Here is a 20,047-nt window from a genome sequence, read left to right as displayed (position 1 = left end):
GCCCTCAAGCCTGCGCTCGAAGCGTTGGAGCACTCCCACGAGGTACCTCCCTTTGTACTCCACTCCGTATGTGTAGACGATCGTAACCGGGCCGGGGCGCCCCTGGTCTCAGGTGCACCCCCGGCAGCGGTGTCGAACGGCCACGATCGGGGCCGTCCACAAACGATGTGCGAGCCGCCTCCAGCCCGTGCTAGTCTTTTTCTTGTCGCCAGGACGAACCGGAATAACACCGGATCACCTGGCACTATAATTGGATAAGTCACTCGGGCGGGTGGCGGAACGGTAGACGCGCACGGTTCAGGTCCGTGTGTCCGAAAGGATGTGAGGGTTCAAATCCCTCCTCGCCCACTCAACTCTAGACGACCCTGGTCGCAAGCTGCGCTTGCTCCCAGGGTCGTTTTCGTTGTGTCCTCTGTGGGGCGACCCCCAGACCCCCGGGACGACCTTGGTCGCAAGCTGTGCTTGCTCCCAGGGTCGTTTTCGTTGTGTCCTCTGTGGGGCGACCCCCAGACCCCCGGGACGACCCTGGTCGTCGGCCTCCGGCCGACTTCCGGGGTCGGCTTTGTTGTGTCCTCCGGGGGTGTGAGCCCCTGTACCTCGCGGTGCGCCGCTCGGTCGCGGCCCTTGGCCGGCACCTCTCGTCGCGCGACACCTGATGGCGTCGATGGTGCTCATGGGGGCTCTTTTCGGGTGGGCCGTAATGGGGGACAAGCGGTAGCAACGATCTTGGATCGTTAGGTTCGGGGCAACCCGCCCTCCGGGGCCGGAACCGGTCACGGTGTGGGGCCGAGGTGGTGTCGTCGAGGTCCCGGGTTCGGAGATCACCGCACATGCCTGTTCTGGATCCCTTTGTGGTGGTGAGCGCTGGGGAGTCCGATAAGTGGTCTCCATCACTCTGGGAAAGTGCGTTCGGATGCCTCTGAGCGTCCTCGGACGAGGCGGTGCGCGGTGGGGGAACCCCCGGAACCCCCGTCCTCGACGAACCGGTCGTAGGCCTAAAGGCGCGAGACGGGGGTTCCCTCCTCAGGTGCGTGGCGTCCGGCCCAGGAGCGGTTCCACGTGGGTGTCGCAGACGAGTCGACGCCGGTGGTCGACCACCCGGGTGGGGCCGGTGAGCCGTACACGTACGGTGTGCCGAACGTCGGCGCTGGAGGCGGCCAGATCGAGGACGAGTTCCCCTGAGTCGACGATGCGTCGCAGGTCAAGACCGGTGTAGGCGGCCAGGTCGGCGGGGACGCTGAAGCGCACCATCGACCCCTGTCCGGGTTCGAGGTCGACTCGGGCGTAGCCGATCAGGCGGCGCACCGGCTGCGTCACCTGGGCGACCGGGTCGGACAGGTACAGCTGCACGACCTCGGAACCGGTTCGGGAACCGGTGTTGTGGACGGTGCAGCCGACGGTCACCTCGCCGTCGGTGGCGACTTCGATCGCGGTTTCCGTGGCCGGAGCGCCCTCGACCTCGGGGGCGCTCCACTCGAAGTCCGTGTAAGACAGGCCGTGCCCGAAGGGGTGGCGCGGGGTGGGATCGACCGAACTCACCTGGCTCTTCCCGGCCAGCGGTGCCCCCAGGTAGGTGGCGGGCTGGCCGCCCGGGTGCCGAGGGATCGACACGGGCAGGCGCCCACCGGGCTCGACCCGACCGGAGAGCACACCGGCGAGCGCGGGACCGCCCTCTTCCCCGGGAAGGAACGTCTGGACGACGGCGGCCAAGCGGTCGGCCGCCGGCCCCAGCACGTACGGGCGACCGCTCGACACCACCGCCACCACCGGGGTTCCGGTGTCGACGAGTGCTTCCAGGAGATCCTGCTGGACCCCGGGCAGACGCAGGTCGGTGGCGTCGCAGCCCTCTCCGGAGGTGCCGCGGCCGAACAGGTCGGAGCGGTCTCCGAGGGCGACCACGCACACGCGCGCGGAGCGGGCCGCCTCCGTCGCCGCGTCGAACCCGCCCACCGAGTCGCCGTCCACCGAGCAGCCCTCGGCGTGGGTGATCCGGTGCCCGGGCAGCTCGTCGCGAAGCGCCGACACCAGAGTGGGGATGGCGACCCCGGTCTCAGTACCGGGGTGGCGGCGTCCCACGTGGGCGGGGAAGGAGTAGCAGCCCAGCATGGCGTCCTCGGTGTCCGCGAGCGGGCCGATCAGCGCCACGTCCGCGACGCCGTTGTCTCCGGCGTCCGGCAACGGCAGGGCGGCGCCGGAGTTGTCGAGCAGCACCACGGACCGCTCCGCGAGCCGGCGGGCCAGCGCGCGGTGTTCGGTCGGGTCCAGATCGATGCCCGCGTCCTCGTCACCCTCCGGGGACCAACCCGGATCGAGCATGCCCAGCTCGCACTTTTGGCGCAGGACCCTTCGGACGGCCCGGTCCACGGTCGCCTCGGGGACGCGGCCGGCGCGGACCTCCTCGACCAACAGGTCCCCGTAGCAGTGGACGGTGGGCAGTTCGACGTCCACGCCCGCCGACAGGGCCAAGGCGCCCGCGTGCGCCGGGGACTCGGCGATCCCGTGCAGCTTGTGCAGGAAGTCGACCCCGAAGTAGTCGGCGACCACGGTCCCCTCGAAACCCCAGGTGTCCCGAAGGAGCCCGGTGAGCAGGCCCTCGTCCGCGGCGGCCGGCAGCCCGTCGTTGTCGTTGTAGGCGTGCATCACCGATCGGGCCCCGCCGTCGCGGACCGCCATCTCGAACGGCGGCAGGATGACGTCGGCGAACTCGCGGGGGCCGATGGAGACCGGTGCCAGGTTGCGGCCCGAACGGGACGCCGAGTAGCCGGCGAAGTGCTTGAGGGTGGCCACGATCCCGCTGGACTGGAGCCCGCGGACGTAGGCGGTGGCGACCGTGCCGACCAGGTGGGGGTCCTCGCCGATGGTCTCCTCGGTACGGCCCCAACGGGTGTCGCGGACCACGTCCAACACGGGGGCCAGTCCCTGGTGGGCGCCGACCGCGCGCATGCTCCGGCCGATCTGCGCGGCCATCCGTTCGACCAACGGTGGGTCGAAGGAGGCGCCCCAGGCCAGGGGCACGGGGTAGATCGTCGCGGTCCAGGCGGCGAATCCGGCCAGGCACTCCTCGTGGGCCACGGCCGGGATGCCGAAGCGGTTGGCGGCCATGATCTCGCGTTGGCTGCGGGCCAGGGAGGCGCGGCCCTCGGTGGGGTCGACCGGGACGGTGCCGAACGGCCGGGTGAGCTGGCCGAGCCCGTCCTTGACGACCTCGTCCCAGGCGGGGGGTTCCTGGGACATGTCGTGTTGGTGCGGGGCGACGGGTCCGCCGCCGGAGCTCGCCTGGACCCACACTCCGTACAGCTGGGAGACCTTCTCCTCGATGGTCATCGCGGACAAGAGCGACTCCACGCGCTCGTCGGTCGTCGCGGTGGGGTCCTGCCAGTGCTGGCCGGCCGTCACCGGGGGTGTGTCGGTGGGGCGAGCGGATGACCTGGTCAAGGAGTGCCTTTCCATGGTGGGGACACGGGGTACGCCGGGGTGGCCGGCATGCTCCGAAAGTTTCGTAAATTTTCGCGAAACTTGTTGCCGGTGAATGTACGTTCACGTCCCCGCAGGGTCAACCCCCTTCGGAGGTGCGGGTCACCCTTTTCTGAGAGGCCCCACCCGTCAAGCGCCATCGAAGGTGGGTGAGGCGAGGCCCGGGGAAAGCCGGGCCCGACGGGTTTCCGAAACTTTCGGCCAGGAGAAACGACGCATGGAAAAGGGGCGGACCGGTGGTCGGTCCGCCCCTCGGGGCCTCGGGGCCCTCGGATCGGTGGGGGTCAGTGAGTGATGACGGCCTCGACGTCGCCGAAGCGTTCGATCTCACAACCGTTGCGCTTGTTGAACTCGGTGTCGATCTCGGTGTCCTCGACGTGACCGGTCACCCGGGCCTCTTCGGGGCCACCGATCTGCATCGTGCACGCCATGTCGGAGGTGTCCATGGTGAACGGTTCGGTACCGATCTCGTCGATCGCGGCGCAGGCGGCCTCGGGGTCGGGGTGGTCACCCCCGACGGGCGCGCAGGTCAGTGTCCACGTGCCCTCCTCGAAACCCTCCTGGACGGGCATGCCGTCCTCACCGGACACCGAGGTCTCGATCACGAGCTCCACGGCGGCATCGCCACCGTCGGTATCCTCGGCGTCCTCGGCGTCCTCGGAGTTCTCGGAGTCCTCCGCGTCCTCATCGTCTTCGTCGGTCTCGGTCTCGGTCTCTTCGGGGGCTTCCGCGCCGGGGGCGGGTGCTTCCACCTCGGCGGGCTCGTTGCCGCAGGCCGTGATAAGCAGGCCAAGGGCTGCGAGAGCGGCGAGGCGGGTCGGCAGGGCCGTTGCGAAGGTGTGCATACGCATACCGCTTTGACGGAGACCCGGATCACTCGGTTCCTCCGGTTCTCACATTCTTTGTACACACCTGACACAGGGGGTCACATGTTCGGTCAACAGGTCGCAGAGGTGCTGGTCGGCGAGGTGCCCGAGGGCGTCTACCTCCTCGACGTCCGCGAGGACGACGAGTGGAACGCGGGGCACGCGCCGGACGCGGTGCACATTCCGCTCGGCGCGCTGGGCGAGCGCGTCGCCGAGGTGCCCAAGGACAAGAAGGTCTACGTCGTCTGCCGCGCGGGCGGGCGTTCGGCCCAGGCCACCATGGCGCTCAACCAGGCCGGCTGGGACGCGGTGAACGTGGCCGGTGGCATGCAGGCCTGGGAGCAGGCCGGACGGGACATGGAGACCGATTCGGACAGCGAGCCCCGTGTGATCTGAGCGTCGAATCCGGACGGATTACGCAAAGGCCTGCCACTCGGAGGCTCGCGAGTGGCACTATGACGACGTGAGTTCCGAGCGCGCGCCCCTCAGCGCCGAAGCCATGCTCGCCTCTTCGGCGGACGCGGTCATCGGTATCGACGGCGAGCGCCGAGTCACCTTCTGGAATCCGGCGGCCGAACGGATGCTCGGCTGGTCCGCGGGCGAGGTGATCGGTGGCGAGCTGCCGATCGTCCCGCCGGAGTTGAGGCCCGAGCACGGCGCGGTGCTCGAACAGGTGCGCGCCGGAACCCCGTTGACCATCTTCAGCCGCAGGACGCGCCGGGACGGGACCGCCCTGGACGTGCGGGTCAGCACCGGGTGCGTGTACGACGACCAGGGTCGGCACGCCGGGTGGGTGCTGGTCCTCTACCCCCGGGAGAAGGAGTCCCAGGCGCAGACCTCGGCGATGGAACGCGCCCGCCTGGTCCGTCGGCTCACCGACGTCGTCGCCGACATCAACGCCGACCTCAGCCTCAAGTCGGTCCTGGACCGGATCACCAGCAGCCTCACCGAGCTCACCGGCGCCGACGCCGGCGGGTTCGTGCTGTTGGACGAGGACAAGGTGCGGCTGGTCAGCCTCACCCACCTGTCCGGCGAGTTGTACGGATTCAGCGCCTCGCTGGAGACCAGCCTGTTCGGTGAACTGTTGCGCAGCGGCAAGTCCGTGCTGTTGGCCAACAGCGACACCCGCAGCCTGGAGGACCTCATCTGGGCCGACCTGCCCGGACTCCACACCATCGCCCTGTGCGTGTCCAACGCCCAGGGGCGGCCCTATGGCGCGCTGTACGCCTTGTACAGCCGGCGCAAGGTCGGGCACGTGGAGCTGGAGTTGTTGGAACTCCTGGCGTCGCACGCCGGGGTGGCGATCGGCAACGCGATGGCCTACGAGGAACTCAAGTTGCAGCGGGCGCGGGAACAGGCGGTCGCGGACTCCAGCGCGGACGGGATCGCGGTGCTGGACATCAACGGCAAGGTCCGTAAGTGGAACCGCTCCGCGACCGAGCTCACCGGCTACACCTTCGAGGAGATGGAGGGCAAACACCCGCCCTTCCCCATCCCGGTGGCCCACGGTGACCCGGTCAAGCACAAGAACGAGGGCGGGCGTTGGCTGGAGATCCTCATGGCGAGGATCCCCAGCACCGACGAATGGGTGGTGGACTTTCGCGACATCACCGCGCAGAAGGCCCTGGAGGAGGAACGCGAGTTCTTCCTGGCCAGCACCGGGCACGAACTGCGGACCCCGGTCACGGTCATCCAGGGGTACGCGGCGATGCTGTCCCGCAAGGGCGAACGGCTGGGACCGGCCGGGCGCCAGGAGGCCAGCGAGATCATCCTCGACCGGGCACGTGCCCTGGCCAAGCTGGTGGAGCGGCTGCGGCTGGGCTCGGACGTGGCCAGCGGCGAGATGACCCTGGACCGGGTCCCGTTCGACCTGGTGGAACTGCTCGGCCAGTCCGTGGCGGCGTTCCGCCCGTTGGCCGAGAGCCAGGAACTGGTGTTGGACTCGGAGGGCCCGCTGTGCACCGTGGGAGATCCCCTGGTCACCGGCATGGTCATGGACCAGCTGTTGGAGAACGCGCTGAAGTTCTCGCCCGATGGCGGCCTGGTGCGGGTCCACGTGGACGTCGACGAGGACACGCTCACGATCCACGTGGACGACGAGGGCATCGGCATCGACCCCGGTGACGAGGAACAGATCTTCGAGCGGTTCTTCCAGAGTGGGGAGCGGGGCGATCGGCGAGGCTACGGCGGGCTCGGTATCGGTCTGTACATCGTGCGCCAGCTGGTCCGGGAACAGGGTGGTGAGGTCACCGCGCACCGGTTGACCAAGGGCACCCGGATGCGGATCACCGTGCCCAGGCATAGGGGCGAGGACCCCGGCCCGGACGTGGTCCTGTCCGAATCCCATGTCACGGGGGAGGGCGGAGGGGTGCCCTCTGCCCGCGCCTAGAACCCATGGGCCCCAGTGGTCTCAGGAAACCCGAGAAACCCTGGAATTCAGATGATGAGGGGGCCGAACGCATCGTCGAGGGGCCACGTGTGCGTAGTTTCACCTCGGGGTTGGTTTCCTCCCCGGGTGTTCGGGGCATTTCCACCCCTGGTGGAATTCGCCGTCATACAACGGTCGGGTTCCGGGCCGGCTGATAAGCACGAACGCGCAGGGACGAAAGCCGTGACAGGAGACCACACCTCACTCGACGCCGAGGACCCCCAGAATCCTCGAAAGGTCGAGCGAAGCGTCACTCTTCCCTACGTTCCCGAAAGTGTCACCGACGCCAGACACGACCTTTGCGCGGATCTGCGATCCCTACGGATCCGCGATTCCCTGGTCGACGACGCCGCCTTGATCCTCAGCGAGCTGGTCGGCAACGCGCTCCGTCACGCCGGCCCCCTGCCCGACGACACGGTCGGTGTCTCCTGGCGGTTGGCGGTGGACAAGGAGGCCTCCGGCGCCCGGCTGGAGATCGCGGTCCGCGACGGGGGGTCGACCACCATGCCGAGAGTGTCCCGTCCCTCGATCTCCGGGTTGGGCGGCCGTGGCCTGGGCATCGTCCAGACCCTGGCCGGACGTTGGGGCACCGAGATGGACGAGACCACGACCACGGTCTGGGCGGTCCTGGACATCACCGCCGACGACCTGCCGAGCGATGACGACGACGCCGTGACCGATTCACCCCTCTCCCTCCTGGAGCGGGCACGTCGTGACCAAGACCGAGGCGTCGTCGAACTCGATCTGGACGGCCACCATGACGAACCGGCTTGGGGGGCCCTGCTCTGACCGGCTTCACTCCTGCTTCCGTCCCTGGTCACGGCCTCAGGAACGGATGAACCTGACTGATGGCGCGAAACGCCGTCGGCGAGGTGGCCCGGCTCTGTCATGGGCGCTACAGTCACGACTGTGGAGTTGAAGATATCGAGCCGGTCTCAAGATGACGTCGTGGTGGTAACCGTTGGCGGTGAGATCGACCTGTACACGGCACCCCAGTTGCGCGACGAGCTCGTCGGTTCCCTTGATGAAGGGACACGACGGCTGCTCGTGGACATGTCACGGACGGAGTTCTGCGACTCGACCGGGATCAGCGTCCTGCTCGCGGCGATGAAGCGCGCCCGTGAGAAGGGCGGCGACCTGGAGATCGTGGCGCCCCGGCCCGCGGTCATGAAGGTCCTCGAAGTCACCGGGCTGCACGAGGTCTTCACCATTCACTCCGACCTCGACGTGTTGCCGGTGGCCGCGGGAACCGGCACGGCACAGTAGCGGCCATGCCCCAGGAGCCGTACCGGCCCGGAGAGGCGGCCGGTGCGTCCGTCGCGGTGGTGATTCCCGCGAAGAACGAGGCCGAGCGCATCGGAGCGACCGTCGGCGCCGCGCGCGGGCTGCCCGGAGTGGACCTGGTCGTCGTGGTCGACGACGGGTCGACGGACGACACCGTGGCCCTGGCCCTGGACGCCGGGGCCCGCGTGTTCCGGCACGGCCGCAACCGCGGCAAGGGCGCCGCCATGGAGACCGGGGCGGAGGGGATCCGCCTGGTGGAGGAACACGAGGCGGCGTCGGGAACCGCTTACCCACCGCGCCACCTGCTGTTCCTCGACGCGGACCTCGCCCACAGCGCCCAGGGCGCCGCCCCGTTGGTGACACCGGTGCTGGAGGGCGTCGCGGACATGACCGTCGCCCTCTTCCCCGCCACTCGTCTACGCCTGGGCGGCCACGGGTTCGTGGTCAGCCTGGCCCGGGGCGGGGTCCACAAGGCCACCGGTTGGGAACCGGAGCAGCCGTTGAACGGACAGCGCTGCTTGACCCGCTCGGCATTCGAGGCGGCGCGACCACTGGCCCAGGGATTCGGTGTGGAGACCGGGCTGAGCATCGACGTCCTGCGCGCCGGCTTCCGTGTGGTGGAGGTCGAGGTGCCCCTGGAGCACCGGGCGACCGGCACGGACCTGCGGGCCCAGATGCACCGGGCGCACCAGTTCGTGGACGTGGCCAGGGCGTTGACCTCCCGGGAGCTGCGTCCGGCCCTGCACCGGACGTGGGGACGCACGGTCGATGGTGTGCAGGCCACTGGTCGGGAAATACCTCGGAAAATCGGGCAGATTGCTCGCAAAAAACGCTAAGAGTAACCACATGGGTGCTATGCGTGGCGATACGCTCGCGCTGTGTTCACTACCATCTTGGCTCTCATCGGACTGCTCATCGGACTGGTCGGCCTCACCGTCGGCGGCTACGCGTTGTTTCGGGCCCGCGAGGCCCAAGACGAGTACCGGACCCTGGCCAAACGCGCGCTCGCCGTCAACGCCACCGATTCGGACCCGTGCACCATCCGCGACATCGCGGTGCTGCACTACGACGCCCTGGAGGAGATGACGGGCGCGCGCTCCTTCTCATTGGCCCTGCTCAACAGCCACGGCGACGGTGTGGTGGTCACCTCCATAAACGGGCGTACCGAGACCCGTACCTACGCCAAGGTCGTCACCCGAGGCGAGTCCGAGGACCGGCTCAGCCCCGAGGAGTGCCAGGTGATCCGGTCCGCGCGACTCGGCGACGGGATCGGCGCGACATCACCCGGGTCGGCACGGGCAGAAGACGACACCGTACTCGTGGAATCGGAGAAGGACCTGGTCACCGTGGTGTCCGGACCCGAGAGGGAGACCGAGGCGGGGGAGGGGACCGAGTCGTGCGTCGACGGCGCCGACGAGGCGCGCGCCCCGGAACCCAGGGATCCGGACTCCGAGACGGCGGAACCCGTGACCCCCGACTTCCGGAACTGATCCCACCCGGCCCACACGTCCCGTATAGCCTGAACAGCATGCCCAACCGTTACGCCTACCTCGGCCCCGAGGGCACCTTCACCGAGGCCGCCCTACGCGCGCTGCGTCCCGACGCGCCCGCGGAAGCCCGCGTTCCCTGCGATGGAGTGGCCGCGGTCTTCGACGCGGTCCGCGCCGGCACGGTGGACGGCGGGGTCGTGCCCTTGGAGAACTCGGTCGAGGGCGGAGTCACCACCACCATCGCCGAACTCATCAACGGCGAACCCCTGCTCATCACCGGTGAGACCGCGGTTCCGGTCGAGTTCGCGCTCTTCGCCCGACCCGGAACCGTGATCGAGGACGTCAAGCGGGTGGCCACCCATCCCCACGCCCTCGCGCAGTGCCGCGGCTGGCTCTCCCGGCACCTCCCGGACGCCGACACCCACACCGTGTCCTCCACCGCGGCCGCCGCCCGCGCCGTCTCCGAACCCGGGTCGCCCTACGAGGCCGCGATCTGCGCCGTCATCGCCGGTGAACGCTACGGGCTGCACGCACTGGCCACCGGGGTCGGCGACCGCTCCGACGCCGCCACCCGGTTCATCTACCTGTCGCGGGCCGGGGCCCTGCCCGAACCCACCGGGGCGGACCTGACCTCCCTGGTCGCCTTCATCGCCGACGACCACCCCGGCGCGCTCATCGAGGTGCTGAACCAGTTCGCCGTCCGCGGCGTCAACCTCACCCGCCTGGAGTCGCGCCCCACCGGCGACGGCCTCGGCAGCTACTGCTTCAGCATCGACGCCGAAGGACACGTCGCCGACGCCCGGGTGGGCGAAGCGCTCATGGGCATTCGCCGGGTCTGCCGTGACGTCCGGTTCCTCGGCAGCTATCCGCGCCGCAGCAAGGGCACCGAACTCGACCCGCCGATGCGGCCGCGCGCGGCCACCGACGCCGACTTCGCGGAGGCGGAGCGCTGGCTCGCCCGTGTCCGCTCCGGCGAGATCGACTGAGGCGACCACCCCACCGGCGGTCGCCCCGACCGTGCGCTCAACCGGTCTCGGAGAGGTCCTCCTCGTCGAACACCCACTCCTCGGTCGCGGCCCGACGCAGCTCCAGGTACAGCGCCAACCTCAGCGCGGTGTCCTGCGAACCCGCGTCGTCCAGCGCTTCCAGGGCTTCGGTGAGTTCCCCGGTCGTCATCTCACCCAGCGGTTTCACGACAGTCCCCCAAGCTCCGAACGCGCCGCCGGTGTCTCTCCCCGGCGGCCCTTCCTAGGAGGAAGACGGGGGAACGGGCCGTTCATGACGTGACCGCGGGGAAAAGATGTGGGGTCGGACCTGGGCGGGCGGTAACCTGCAAGGCGTGATCGACCTTCGCGCTCTTCGAGAAGACCCCGACCGACTCCGTGCATCGCAGCGGGCCCGCGGGGAGGACCCCTCCGTCGCCGACCGACTGCTCGAACTGGACGCCAGTCGCCGTTCCGCGCTGACCCGGTTCGAAACCCTGCGCGCCGAACAGAAGAGCGTGGGCAAGTCCGTCTCCAAGGCGTCCGCGGAGGAGCGCGAGGAGCTCCTGGCCAAGGCCAAGTCCCTGGCCGCCGAGGTCAAGGAGGCCGAGGCGGAGGCCGGGCGACTGGGCGACGAGCTCGACACCGTCCTGGCCCGCGTGCCCAACCTCGTGGAGGAAGGCGCCCCGGAGGGTGGCGTCGACGACTTCGTGGTCCTGGAGACCGCGGGCGAGCCCCGCGAGTTCGACTTCACCCCGCGCGACCACCTGGAACTGGGCGAGATGCTCGGCGCCATCGACATGGAGCGTGGGGCCAAGGTCTCCGGCGCCCGGTTCTACTTCCTCACCGGCGTGGGCGCCCAGCTGGAGCTGGCGCTGCTCAACATGGCGATGAACCAGGCCATCGAGGCGGGCTTCACCCCGATGATCCCCCCGGTCCTGGTCAAGCCCGAGACCATGGAGGGCACCGGGTTCCTCGGTGAGCACTCCGACGAGATCTACCACCTGCCCGAGGACGACCTGTACCTGGTCGGAACCTCGGAGGTGGCCCTGGCCGGGTACCACGGTGGGGAGATCCTGCCGGCGGACGCCCTGCCCAACCGGTACATCGGCTGGTCGTCGTGCTTCCGTCGGGAGGCCGGCTCCTACGGCAAGGACACCCGCGGCATCATCCGCGTCCACCAGTTCAACAAGGTGGAGATGTTCGTCTACACCCACCCGGACCAGGCCCACGAGGAGCACGAGCGGCTCCTGGCCTGGGAGCGACGGATGCTCGACAAGCTCGACCTGCCCTACCGCGTGGTGGACATCGCCGGTGGCGACCTGGGCACCAGCGCCGCCCGCAAGTACGACTGCGAGGCGTGGGTCCCCACCCAGGAGACCTACCGTGAGCTGACCTCCACCTCGAACTGCACCGACTTCCAGGCTCGACGTCTCAACGTCCGCTACCGGGACGAGGACGGCAAACCGCGCTTCGCCGCGACCCTCAACGGCACGTTGGCCACCACCCGGTGGATCGTCGCCATCCTGGAGAACCACCAGCGCGAGGACGGTTCCGTGGTCGTCCCCGAGGCGCTGCGCCCGTACCTGGGCAAGGACGTCCTGGAGCCGATCCAGGCGCCCAAGGGCAAGAAGAGGTAGCTCGCCCACGCTCGCACACGAACACGCGGGAGCCCGGAAGACCTCGACCGAGGTCCTCCGGGCTCCCGTTCGTTCAGGCGGAGCTCGGGGCGCGACACCTACAGGTAGGGGCCCGACCCCATGCTCGGACGGTCCTGCTCCTCACCCGGGCCACCGGGGCCCTGCGTCTGGAGACCGACCACGCCGGGCGGCAGTGCCTTGCGCATGTTCTCCAGCTGGGCACGGGCGGCCATCTGCTGGGCGACCAGGGTGGTCTGGATGCCGTGGAACAGGCCCTCCAACCAACCCACCAGCTGTGCCTGGGCGATCCGGAGCTCGGCGTCGCTGGGCGCGGCTCCGTCCGCGAAGGGCAGGGTGAGCCGTTCGAGCTCCTCGATCAGCTCCGGTGCGAGACCGTCCTCCAACTCCTTGATCGAGGAGGTGTGGATCTCCTTCAACCGGGAGCGGCTGGCCTCGTCCAACGGAGCCGCCTTCACCTCTTCCAAGAGCTGACGGATCATGCTGCCGATCCGCATGACCTTGGCGGGCTGCTCCACCATGTCCGCGAGCGAGCGCGTCTCCTCCGCGCCCTCGCCCCCCTCGTCCTCGTGATCGGCGTCCGCGCCCACCACCAGGACCCGGGGCTCCTTCTGTTCGTCTGCGTTGCTCATCGATCCCCTAGTTCGGCTGTGTTCGGCACGCGTTCAACGGGCGAGAAGGATCTTGCCGGTGTGCGCGCTCGATTCCATGACACGATGTGCCTCCGCCGCGTCCCGCAAGGGCACCGTACGGTCGATGACGGGGCGGATGGTTCCATTTTCTACCAACGGCCAAACCTGCTCCAGTACTCCCGAGACGATCTCCGCCTTCTCCGCGGCCGGGCGGGAACGGAGCGTGGTCGCCTGTACCGAGAGCCGTTTGGCCAGCATGCGGCCCAGGTCGATCTCCGAACGGCGTCCGCCCATCAGGCCGATGATCACCAGCCGGCCGTTGGTGGCCAACGAACGCAGGTTGGCGTCCAGGTACGACCCGCCCATGATGTCGAGGACGACGTCCGCTCCGCCCTCGGCGCGCAGCCGTTCGGTGAAGTCCTCGGTCCCGTAGTCGATGGTGATCTCGGCGCCCAGCTCTCGGCAGCGTGCGAGCTTCTCGTCGCTGCCCGCGGTGACGGCCACACGGGCGCCCAAGGCGCGCGCGAACTGGATCGCGAACGTGCCGATGCCGCTGCCGCCGCCGTGCACCAGGACGGTCTCGCCGGCCTTCAACCGGCCCGCCATCACCAGGTTCGACCACACGGTGCAGGCCACCTCGGGCAGCGCCGCCGCCTCCACCAGGTCCACGCCGTGCGGGATCGGTAGGAGCTGGCCGGCCGGTACCGCCACCCGTTCCGCGTAGCCGCCACCGGACAACAGGGCGCACACCCGGTCGCCCACGGACCTGCCCTCGACACCGGGGCCGACCTCGACGATGGTTCCCGAGCACTCCAGTCCGGGGTACTCGGAGGCTCCGGGCGGGGGTGCGTAGTTGCCTTGGCGTTGGGCGACGTCGGCGCGGTTGACCGCCGTGGCCGCCACGTCCACCAGGACCTCACCCTCCTTGAGGACGGGGTCTGGTACCTCTGACCAGGACAGGACCTCGGGGCCCCCGGGTTCGATGATTCGGATCGCGTGCATGGGGCGACAGTATCCATGACCGACCCGTGGAGTACATCGGAACGGTCGGAGACTGTTCAGGTGACCGGGAAGGATGCTTGGGTGGGCTCGCAGGGGTATGAGACCCCTGGAGGGCTCGATCCCGACATCTCCCCCGGGAGGGCCCCACCTCCACAGCAAGCCCCTTGACGCAGGAGAAACCCCGGTGGCACAGCACGAACACAACGGGACAGGCGCGGAGTCGGAGTCGCCGGACCGATCCGAGCCGATCCGGCGTCCCTTGGGCGCTGCGGAGGAACTCGACGAACCGGCCACCGAGTCCACCCCGGGCCCCTCCACCCCCAGCCCCCGCGAGCAGTGGTTCGGCGGGTTCGAGGGTGAGGCTCCCCCGCCCCCGCCCTACGCCCGGTTGCCCGAGGACACCCCACCGCCGTTGCCCGGGACCGCCTACGCCGCACCGGATCCAGAGGCGGAGTCGGTGGCCGGGGCCGAGGATGGGAACGACGAGGACTCCGGCGACGAGCCGGAGGAGACGAGTGGCGGCACGGTCCGGCTCATGCCCGGCATTCGCCGGAGCGGGCCGGGGGACACCCCGTGGCGGGAGGAGGAGCCCCGGATTCCGCCACGGCCCTCACGACCCGGCCGGGTCGGCCGCGAGGACCAGGACCCGCTCGGCCCCCGCCGGATACGAGGCGACTCGGACGTCCCCGAACCCGAGCAGCTCCCGCCCCTGGAAGCGGAGCGGACCGAACGGTCGGACGTGGCCTCGCCGGAGCCGGTGGAACGAACCGAACCCCTTCGGGATCGTTCCGGTCAGGTTTCGAGTGGCCGGATCGGTCCGGCCGGAACCACGGGGAGCACCGAGCCCACCGGGACGACCGAGCCCACCGGGACGACGGGGAACACCGAGGCGCGGGAACACGGTGGTGGCCTGGTCTCCCGGGGCACTTCCTCGCCCTTTCCACCATCCGAGTACGAACCCGGGGTGACCTCCGACGCGCTCAACGCCGCCACCCTGGTCCGCAACCGGCGCCAGGGGCCCACCGGGGGGTGGCGCCGCGCCGTGCACACGGCCAGCCTCGGCCTGATCAACCCGGGGGAGTCTCCCAAGGTCCTGCGCGAACGCGAACTCGTCGCCCGGGCCAGCACCCCCGTCGCCACCGGACATCACCGGGTCGCGGTGCTCAGTCTCAAGGGTGGCGTCGGCAAGACCACCACCACCGTCGCCCTCGGCGCGACCCTCGGTTCCCTGCGCGGTGACCGGGTCCTGGCCGTCGACGCCAACCCCGACCGCGGCACCCTCTCGGACAAGGTGCGGTTGGAGACCGCCGCCACCATCCGCGACCTGCTCAACGAGCGCCACCTGGTGTCGCGGTACGCCGACATCCGCGGCTTCACCTCCCAGTCGCCCAGCCGGTTGGAGATCCTCGCCTCCGACCGTGACCCCGCTGTCTCCGAGGCGTTCAGCGACGAGGACTACCGCGAGGTCGCCCGCATCGTCGAGCACTTCTACTCGATCTGCATCACCGACTGCGGCACCGGGCTGCTGCACTCGGCCATGGGCGGTGTCCTCGGCCTCGCCGACCAGGTGGTGCTGGTCAGCTCCGCTTCCGTGGATGGTGCGCGCAGCGCCAGCGCCACCCTGGACTGGCTCGAAGCGCACGGTCACGGCGCTCTCGTGGCCGGTGCCGTCGTGGTGCTGTCCATGGTGCGCTCCAACAGCAAGAGCAGCGTCGACCTCGACCGTCTGGAGGACCACTTCGCCGGACGATGCCGGTCCGTCGTGCGGGTCCCCTGGGACGGTCACCTGGAGGAGGGCGCGGAGGTCGACCTCGACCGTCTGGCCCCCGCCACCAAGGACGCCTACCTGCAACTGGCCGCTAACGTCGGTGAGGCCTTCGCCTACCACCGCTGACCCGGGGGTGTCACGACGCCCGGGCCCCTCTCCCCTGGTTTACGGGCGGGTGGGCACGACAATGGAAGGGAGGGGAAGGGGTGGACATGAACGCTCAGGAGCGCCCACCGGCGATCATCGTGGGGGTGGACGGCTCACCGGCCGCGCACGCGGCGCTGGTGTGGGCCACGGAGGTGGCCGCCAGACGAGGTGAACAACTACGGATCGTGCACGGCCTGGGCATGCCCATGGTGATGGGTGTCTTCGCCGACACCGGGTCCGAGAGGTACAAGGCCGGTGAACAGGAGCGGGAGGCCGGGCACCGACTGCTGGGCGACGCCGCCGAGTACGCGCGTGGGGCCCGTCCCTCCCTGGACGTCGCCACCGTCCTCGCACCCGAGGAGGCGCCGGCGGTCCTGTTGAACGAGGCCGCGCGTGGTGACGTCATCGTCGTCGGCTCGCGGGGATTGGGGGCGGTCCGGGCCATCATGCTCGGTTCCGTCAGCTCCCGCACGGCCTCGCACGCTCCCTGCCCGGTGGTCGTCGTGCCCGAGGCCGGGGACGAACGACATCACGGCAAGGTCGTCGTCGGTGTCGACGGCTCGGACTCCTCGCGTCGGGCCCTGCGCTTCGCCCTGCGGCACGCGCTGCTCACGGGTTCCTCCGTCGAGGTGGTCAACAGCTGGGAGGTGCCGCTGCCACAGGACGCCGAGTCCCTGGCGGCGGACGCCGAGGCGATGCACGAGGAGGTGTTCGACCGTCAGTCCGAGGAGATCGTCGCGGGCGTGCTCGCCGAGGTCGTCGACGACCAGACCGAGGACCTGGACATCTCCGCCGTTCGGATGCAGGACGACCCGGTCGAGGCGCTGACCCGTGCTTCGCGGGACGCCGACCTCATCGTCGTGGGGTCCCGTGGGCGAGGAGGGGTGCGGGGGCTCATCATGGGCTCCACGAGCCAGGGGGTCCTGCACCACGCGAAGGTCCCGGTGGCGGTCCTGCCACCACATTCGGACGAAACGGACTAATGGCTACATTTCGGGGACCTTCAGCCTGTGCCGTTCACGCATGAATTTGCTCTACTCGGTGATGATGGGCAGCAGCGCAAAGGGGGATTCATGGCAGACAACAAGGTGGTCGTCGGTGTCGACGGTTCCCACCAGTCGCAGGCCGCGCTCGAATGGGCCGCGGCCGAAGCCGTTCGTCGCGGCGTCTCACTTCACATCGTCCACGCCCTGGGGATGCCGCTGATCGTCTCGGCCTACGGGGGGCCACAGCGTTTCCAGCCGACCAACGAGATGTCCGGTCAGGCGGACGCCGTCGTCACCGCGGCCAAGGAGAAGGCCGAGGAGCTGCAGCCTTCGCTGACGGTCGAGACCGTCACCGCGCTGGAGGAGGCTCCGCTGGCGCTGATCCGGCAGAGCCACCCGCACGACCTCATCGTTCTGGGTAGTAGGGGACTCGGTTCCGTGGCCGCACTCTTCGTGGGTTCGGTCAGCGTCCGTGTCTCCGCTCAGGCGCCCTGCCCCGTCGTGGTGGTGCCGTCCGAGAACGGCAAGCCCACCAGGACCAAGCTGGAGCGCGTCGTCGTCGGTGTGGACGACTCCAAGAACGCCCGCCGCGCCCTGGGCCTGGCGGTGGAACTCACCGCCGAGACCGAGGGTGAACTGGTCGTCGTCAACAGCTGGGAGGTGCCGTTCCCGTATGACCCGGTCGCCATGTCCGCAGCGGGATACCGGCCCCAGGACGACGTCTTCGAGAAGCAGTCCGAGGCGCTCGTCGCCGAGCTACTGGCCGACGTCATGGACGACCAGTGTGAGGACGTCGACATCCAGGTCTCCGTGGTCCGGACCCAGTCCAACCCGGTGAACGCCCTCCTGGAGGCCTCCGCAGACACCAACGCCGACGCCATCGTCGTCGGTTCGCGGGGCAGGGGAAGCGTCCGAGGCCTGCTGTTGGGTTCGGTCAGTCAGGGGATCCTGCACCGCTCCAAGGTCCCGGTCGTGGTCCTGCCCAAGCACGCCGACGAAGACGATTAGTCGACAAGGGCACCTGTCCACACCGCTGGAGCGGGATAGAGTGTTCTCGGATAATGCTTCTGGTGAGCATCGCGAAGGCCCCGATCGGCAAGGTCGGGGCCTTCTGCGTTCTCCGCTAGGGGCGGGATGCTGTGCGCAACAGCGCGGCCCACTCGTTGGAAGGGAAGACCAACTGGCCGGCCTCGCGGTTCTGCGTGTCCCGAACGGCCGACGCGCCGAGGGCATCGGCGACCTCAACGCAGTCCTGGCCGCGGGCGCTGCTGTAGGAGGACTTCCTCCAGGTGGCCCGGGTGAGCTCCAGCAGTGTCGACCACTCCGCTGAGGGAAAGGTGAGATACCCGGATTCCCTGTTCTGGGTGTCCCGAATGCGAGTTCGCGCTCCCTCGGAGACCTCGACGCAAGCGGACTCGTTCGCGCTGTGGCTGGACTTGTGAAAGTTCAGGTGGGGTTCGCTGGTGGGCATCGGTGCGTCCTCTATTCGATCTGACTAAGCCGCTCCTCCAGCCACGTACGGGAGGACTCGACGCTGAGCGCCGAGGCTTGGACGTGGTCGAGGACGGTCTCGTAGGTCGTGATCTGTTCTGGTTCCTCGATGAGCAGGCCGCCTCCGCCGGCCTGCTCGACGTAGACCACCGAAGGATCCGCCTTGAAATCCAGGATGACGAAGGAGCCGTCCATCCCGGCGTGTGGCCCTGCCGCGTCCGGAAGAACTTGGATCCGCAGGGACGTACCTTGTACGGCGATGAGATGCCGGATCTGGTCGGCTGCCACAACTGGGGGCAGTTTACGAAAAGCGGTCTCGTCGATGATCGCCCACAGCTGAGGGGCATCGCCCCGGGACAGTAGATGCTGACGCATCATCCGTACCTCGACCCGACGGTCGATCTCCTCTTCGGACGTCACGCCACCGGCCCGAATCATGGCACGAGCGTAAGCCTCGGTCTGCAACAAGCCGGGCAGGTGCTGTCCCTGGTAGGTCCGGACGTGACTGGCCTCGTTCTCCAGGTCGATGTAGGTACCTGTGCCGAGGATGTCCCGGTAGCCGTACCACCATCCGGAGGTGGCGGCCTCACGGGCGAGCTTGCGGTAGGCCTCCCGCTGCTCCGGGTCGGTCACCCCGTACACGTCGAGGAGTACCTGAAGGTCGGCGTCGCGTACCCGAAGGATCTTTCGGGTTTCGATGCGGGTGATCTTCGCTTCGAACCAGCTCTTGTCGGGTGCCGTCTTCTTGGCTTCTGCCGCTGCCTGCTTGGCGGTGAGGCCTGCTTCCTCCCGAAGTTGGAGGAGCCGGCGGGCCAGTCTGCGTCGGCGAAGTGTGGGGCTGGCGGCCACCTGTGCACCTTCCTTGATTCGATGCTGACTCGGCGAGCTTACGCTTCGGAGTGAATTTTCAGACATTCCACGCACCATGCTTCCTGGTCAGATGTCAACGCTCAAAATCGTAGACTTCTTTTAAAAACGAATCTTGCGTTTCTAGTCGCATTGAGTGACCATGGTGTTTCACCAGAAGCGGCCGGCCCATCCAGCCGGCACCTGAACCAGGAGGTGTGCGCCCATGGCGCCCCGATACCTGAACCCGTCCGAACCGGCTTCCGTGCCCCGGTGCACGGAAGAGGTGCTCCGTCAGCGCCGCCCCCGCCGTGCCTCCCGGGTGCGTGCCTACGCCCACTTGTGGCCGGCCACTCGCACGCCCCACATTCCGCAGCCCCGTCCGCCCATGGACGACCTCCCCCTGCTCCTCCGGGTCCTCGATGGTCTCCACCGCATCCCGGTGGCGGCCTAGATGAGCGACCTGACGAACCCGCGCCCCACACCAAGGCCGCGGCAGGAACTCCCCGACGCTCCGGTCCCGCTGTGCACCGAGACGCACCTCAACGCATGCGGTTCCACCCGCCGCTGCTGCCTGCTCACCGGCCACGGGGGTGACCACATGGAGGCCGGCGGCGACACCTGGGAACCGCCCTCCGTCGTGTTGGCGCGCTTGTACGAACGCTGGGGGCGCACCCACCGCTTCGCTTGGACGGGCCGGTTCTGGATGGCCACCCATCACAACCCCCGCAGCCACTGGCGCAGCGAGATCGAACCCACCCCGGAACTCCTGGAAGCGAGCCTGCGCCGCCATCACGGTGCTCCCTCCGGCCCCGACCCCGAGAACGCACCCCTCACCGCCGAAGAGGAACGGGCCTGGCGACAACAAGGCGAGCGGTTCAAGCGCGAATGGGGCTTAACCGAACCCGGCAGCGGTTAGAGTCCCGCCCCCGGCGAGGGCGCGAGCCCGCCCCCTCCACCACAGCCGGCAGGCGGCCCAGGCCGGACACTGC

Annotated in this window: 19 protein-coding genes and 1 tRNA gene; 13 read left to right on the top strand and 7 right to left on the bottom strand. The window is 69.1% G+C overall.

Annotation, left to right across the window (positions count from 1 at the left end; genetic code table 11):
* The first annotated feature begins 265 nt into the window (after window positions 1-265).
* A tRNA-Leu gene (locus ABZ717_RS17265) sits at window positions 266-348 on the top strand.
* A 675-nt stretch (window positions 349-1,023) separates the two neighbouring features.
* On the opposite strand, the gene ABZ717_RS17260 is transcribed toward ABZ717_RS17265, so the two are convergent.
* Complete coding sequence (locus tag ABZ717_RS17260) at window positions 1,024-3,435, bottom strand: glycoside hydrolase family 3 N-terminal domain-containing protein (protein WP_358511181.1); 2,412 nt, start codon at window positions 3,433-3,435, stop codon at window positions 1,024-1,026.
* Window positions 3,436-3,758: 323 nt separating this feature from the next.
* On the bottom strand, window positions 3,759-4,325 hold the full coding sequence (locus ABZ717_RS17255; protein WP_358511178.1) for an SSI family serine proteinase inhibitor: 567 nt from the start codon (window positions 4,323-4,325) through the stop codon (window positions 3,759-3,761).
* Between the two features lie 78 nt (window positions 4,326-4,403).
* Between ABZ717_RS17255 and ABZ717_RS17250 the strand changes: the two genes are divergently transcribed.
* The 7 genes from ABZ717_RS17250 (at window position 4,404) to pheA (ending at window position 10,528) form a co-directional block, all read left to right on the top strand.
* Window positions 4,404-4,736 carry a rhodanese-like domain-containing protein gene (locus ABZ717_RS17250; RefSeq protein ID WP_358511175.1) on the top strand — a complete coding sequence of 111 codons (333 nt, stop codon included), beginning with the start codon at window positions 4,404-4,406 and terminating at the stop codon, window positions 4,734-4,736.
* Between the two features lie 67 nt (window positions 4,737-4,803).
* Window positions 4,804-6,729, top strand: coding sequence for a PAS domain S-box protein (locus ABZ717_RS17245; protein WP_358511172.1), 1,926 nt, complete (start codon window positions 4,804-4,806; stop codon window positions 6,727-6,729).
* 222 nt (window positions 6,730-6,951) lie between these two features.
* Window positions 6,952-7,557 carry an ATP-binding protein gene (locus ABZ717_RS17240; RefSeq protein ID WP_358511170.1) on the top strand — a complete coding sequence of 202 codons (606 nt, stop codon included), beginning with the start codon at window positions 6,952-6,954 and terminating at the stop codon, window positions 7,555-7,557.
* A 120-nt stretch (window positions 7,558-7,677) separates the two neighbouring features.
* On the top strand, window positions 7,678-8,034 hold the full coding sequence (locus ABZ717_RS17235; RefSeq protein ID WP_358511167.1) for an STAS domain-containing protein: 357 nt from the start codon (window positions 7,678-7,680) through the stop codon (window positions 8,032-8,034).
* Between the two features lie 5 nt (window positions 8,035-8,039).
* Window positions 8,040-8,888 (top strand): glycosyltransferase, encoded by an 849-nt coding sequence (locus ABZ717_RS17230; protein ID WP_358511164.1) that lies wholly within the window; start codon window positions 8,040-8,042, stop codon window positions 8,886-8,888.
* Window positions 8,889-8,930: 42 nt separating this feature from the next.
* Window positions 8,931-9,542 carry a DUF4446 family protein gene (locus ABZ717_RS17225; RefSeq protein ID WP_358511161.1) on the top strand — a complete coding sequence of 204 codons (612 nt, stop codon included), beginning with the start codon at window positions 8,931-8,933 and terminating at the stop codon, window positions 9,540-9,542.
* Window positions 9,543-9,580: 38 nt separating this feature from the next.
* Window positions 9,581-10,528 carry a prephenate dehydratase gene (gene pheA, locus ABZ717_RS17220; RefSeq protein WP_358511158.1) on the top strand — a complete coding sequence of 316 codons (948 nt, stop codon included), beginning with the start codon at window positions 9,581-9,583 and terminating at the stop codon, window positions 10,526-10,528.
* A 37-nt stretch (window positions 10,529-10,565) separates the two neighbouring features.
* On the opposite strand, the gene ABZ717_RS17215 is transcribed toward pheA, so the two are convergent.
* Window positions 10,566-10,736 carry a hypothetical protein gene (locus ABZ717_RS17215; protein WP_190318449.1) on the bottom strand — a complete coding sequence of 57 codons (171 nt, stop codon included), beginning with the start codon at window positions 10,734-10,736 and terminating at the stop codon, window positions 10,566-10,568.
* A 145-nt stretch (window positions 10,737-10,881) separates the two neighbouring features.
* Between ABZ717_RS17215 and serS the strand changes: the two genes are divergently transcribed.
* Complete coding sequence (serS, locus tag ABZ717_RS17210; RefSeq protein ID WP_358511155.1) at window positions 10,882-12,165, top strand: serine--tRNA ligase; 1,284 nt, start codon at window positions 10,882-10,884, stop codon at window positions 12,163-12,165.
* 98 nt (window positions 12,166-12,263) lie between these two features.
* Here serS and ABZ717_RS17205 read toward each other — a convergent pair whose 3' ends face one another.
* Window positions 12,264-12,815 carry a bacterial proteasome activator family protein gene (locus ABZ717_RS17205; RefSeq protein ID WP_358511152.1) on the bottom strand — a complete coding sequence of 184 codons (552 nt, stop codon included), beginning with the start codon at window positions 12,813-12,815 and terminating at the stop codon, window positions 12,264-12,266.
* A gap of 33 nt (window positions 12,816-12,848) precedes the next feature.
* Window positions 12,849-13,817, bottom strand: a complete 969-nt coding sequence (locus tag ABZ717_RS17200) for an NAD(P)H-quinone oxidoreductase (protein ID WP_358511149.1) — start codon at window positions 13,815-13,817, stop codon at window positions 12,849-12,851.
* 184 nt (window positions 13,818-14,001) lie between these two features.
* On the opposite strand from ABZ717_RS17200, the gene ABZ717_RS17195 reads away from it, so the two are divergent.
* The 3 genes from ABZ717_RS17195 (at window position 14,002) to ABZ717_RS17185 (ending at window position 17,726) form a co-directional block, all read left to right on the top strand.
* Window positions 14,002-15,711, top strand: coding sequence for a MinD/ParA family protein (locus ABZ717_RS17195; RefSeq protein WP_358511146.1), 1,710 nt, complete (start codon window positions 14,002-14,004; stop codon window positions 15,709-15,711).
* 86 nt (window positions 15,712-15,797) lie between these two features.
* Window positions 15,798-16,715, top strand: coding sequence for a universal stress protein (locus ABZ717_RS17190; protein WP_358511143.1), 918 nt, complete (start codon window positions 15,798-15,800; stop codon window positions 16,713-16,715).
* 90 nt (window positions 16,716-16,805) lie between these two features.
* A complete protein-coding gene (locus ABZ717_RS17185; RefSeq protein ID WP_358511140.1) occupies window positions 16,806-17,726 on the top strand; it encodes a universal stress protein in 921 nt (306 codons plus the stop codon).
* A gap of 115 nt (window positions 17,727-17,841) precedes the next feature.
* On the opposite strand, the gene ABZ717_RS17180 is transcribed toward ABZ717_RS17185, so the two are convergent.
* Together ABZ717_RS17180 and ABZ717_RS17175 are read right to left on the bottom strand one after the other, a co-directional pair.
* A complete protein-coding gene (locus ABZ717_RS17180; protein WP_358511137.1) occupies window positions 17,842-18,189 on the bottom strand; it encodes a DUF397 domain-containing protein in 348 nt (115 codons plus the stop codon).
* An 11-nt stretch (window positions 18,190-18,200) separates the two neighbouring features.
* Window positions 18,201-19,058 carry a DUF5753 domain-containing protein gene (locus ABZ717_RS17175; protein WP_358511134.1) on the bottom strand — a complete coding sequence of 286 codons (858 nt, stop codon included), beginning with the start codon at window positions 19,056-19,058 and terminating at the stop codon, window positions 18,201-18,203.
* Window positions 19,059-19,509: 451 nt separating this feature from the next.
* On the opposite strand from ABZ717_RS17175, the gene ABZ717_RS17170 reads away from it, so the two are divergent.
* Window positions 19,510-19,974 (top strand): hypothetical protein, encoded by a 465-nt coding sequence (locus tag ABZ717_RS17170; RefSeq protein WP_358511131.1) that lies wholly within the window; start codon window positions 19,510-19,512, stop codon window positions 19,972-19,974.
* Window positions 19,975-20,047 lie beyond the last annotated feature (73 nt).

It is taken from the genome of Nocardiopsis sp. NPDC006832, assembly GCF_040635885.1.
In the GTDB taxonomy this organism is placed as follows: domain Bacteria; phylum Actinomycetota; class Actinomycetes; order Streptosporangiales; family Streptosporangiaceae; genus Nocardiopsis.
The sequence above is the reverse complement of the archived record's forward strand: the minus strand, read 5'-3'. Positions and strand labels throughout refer to the sequence as shown.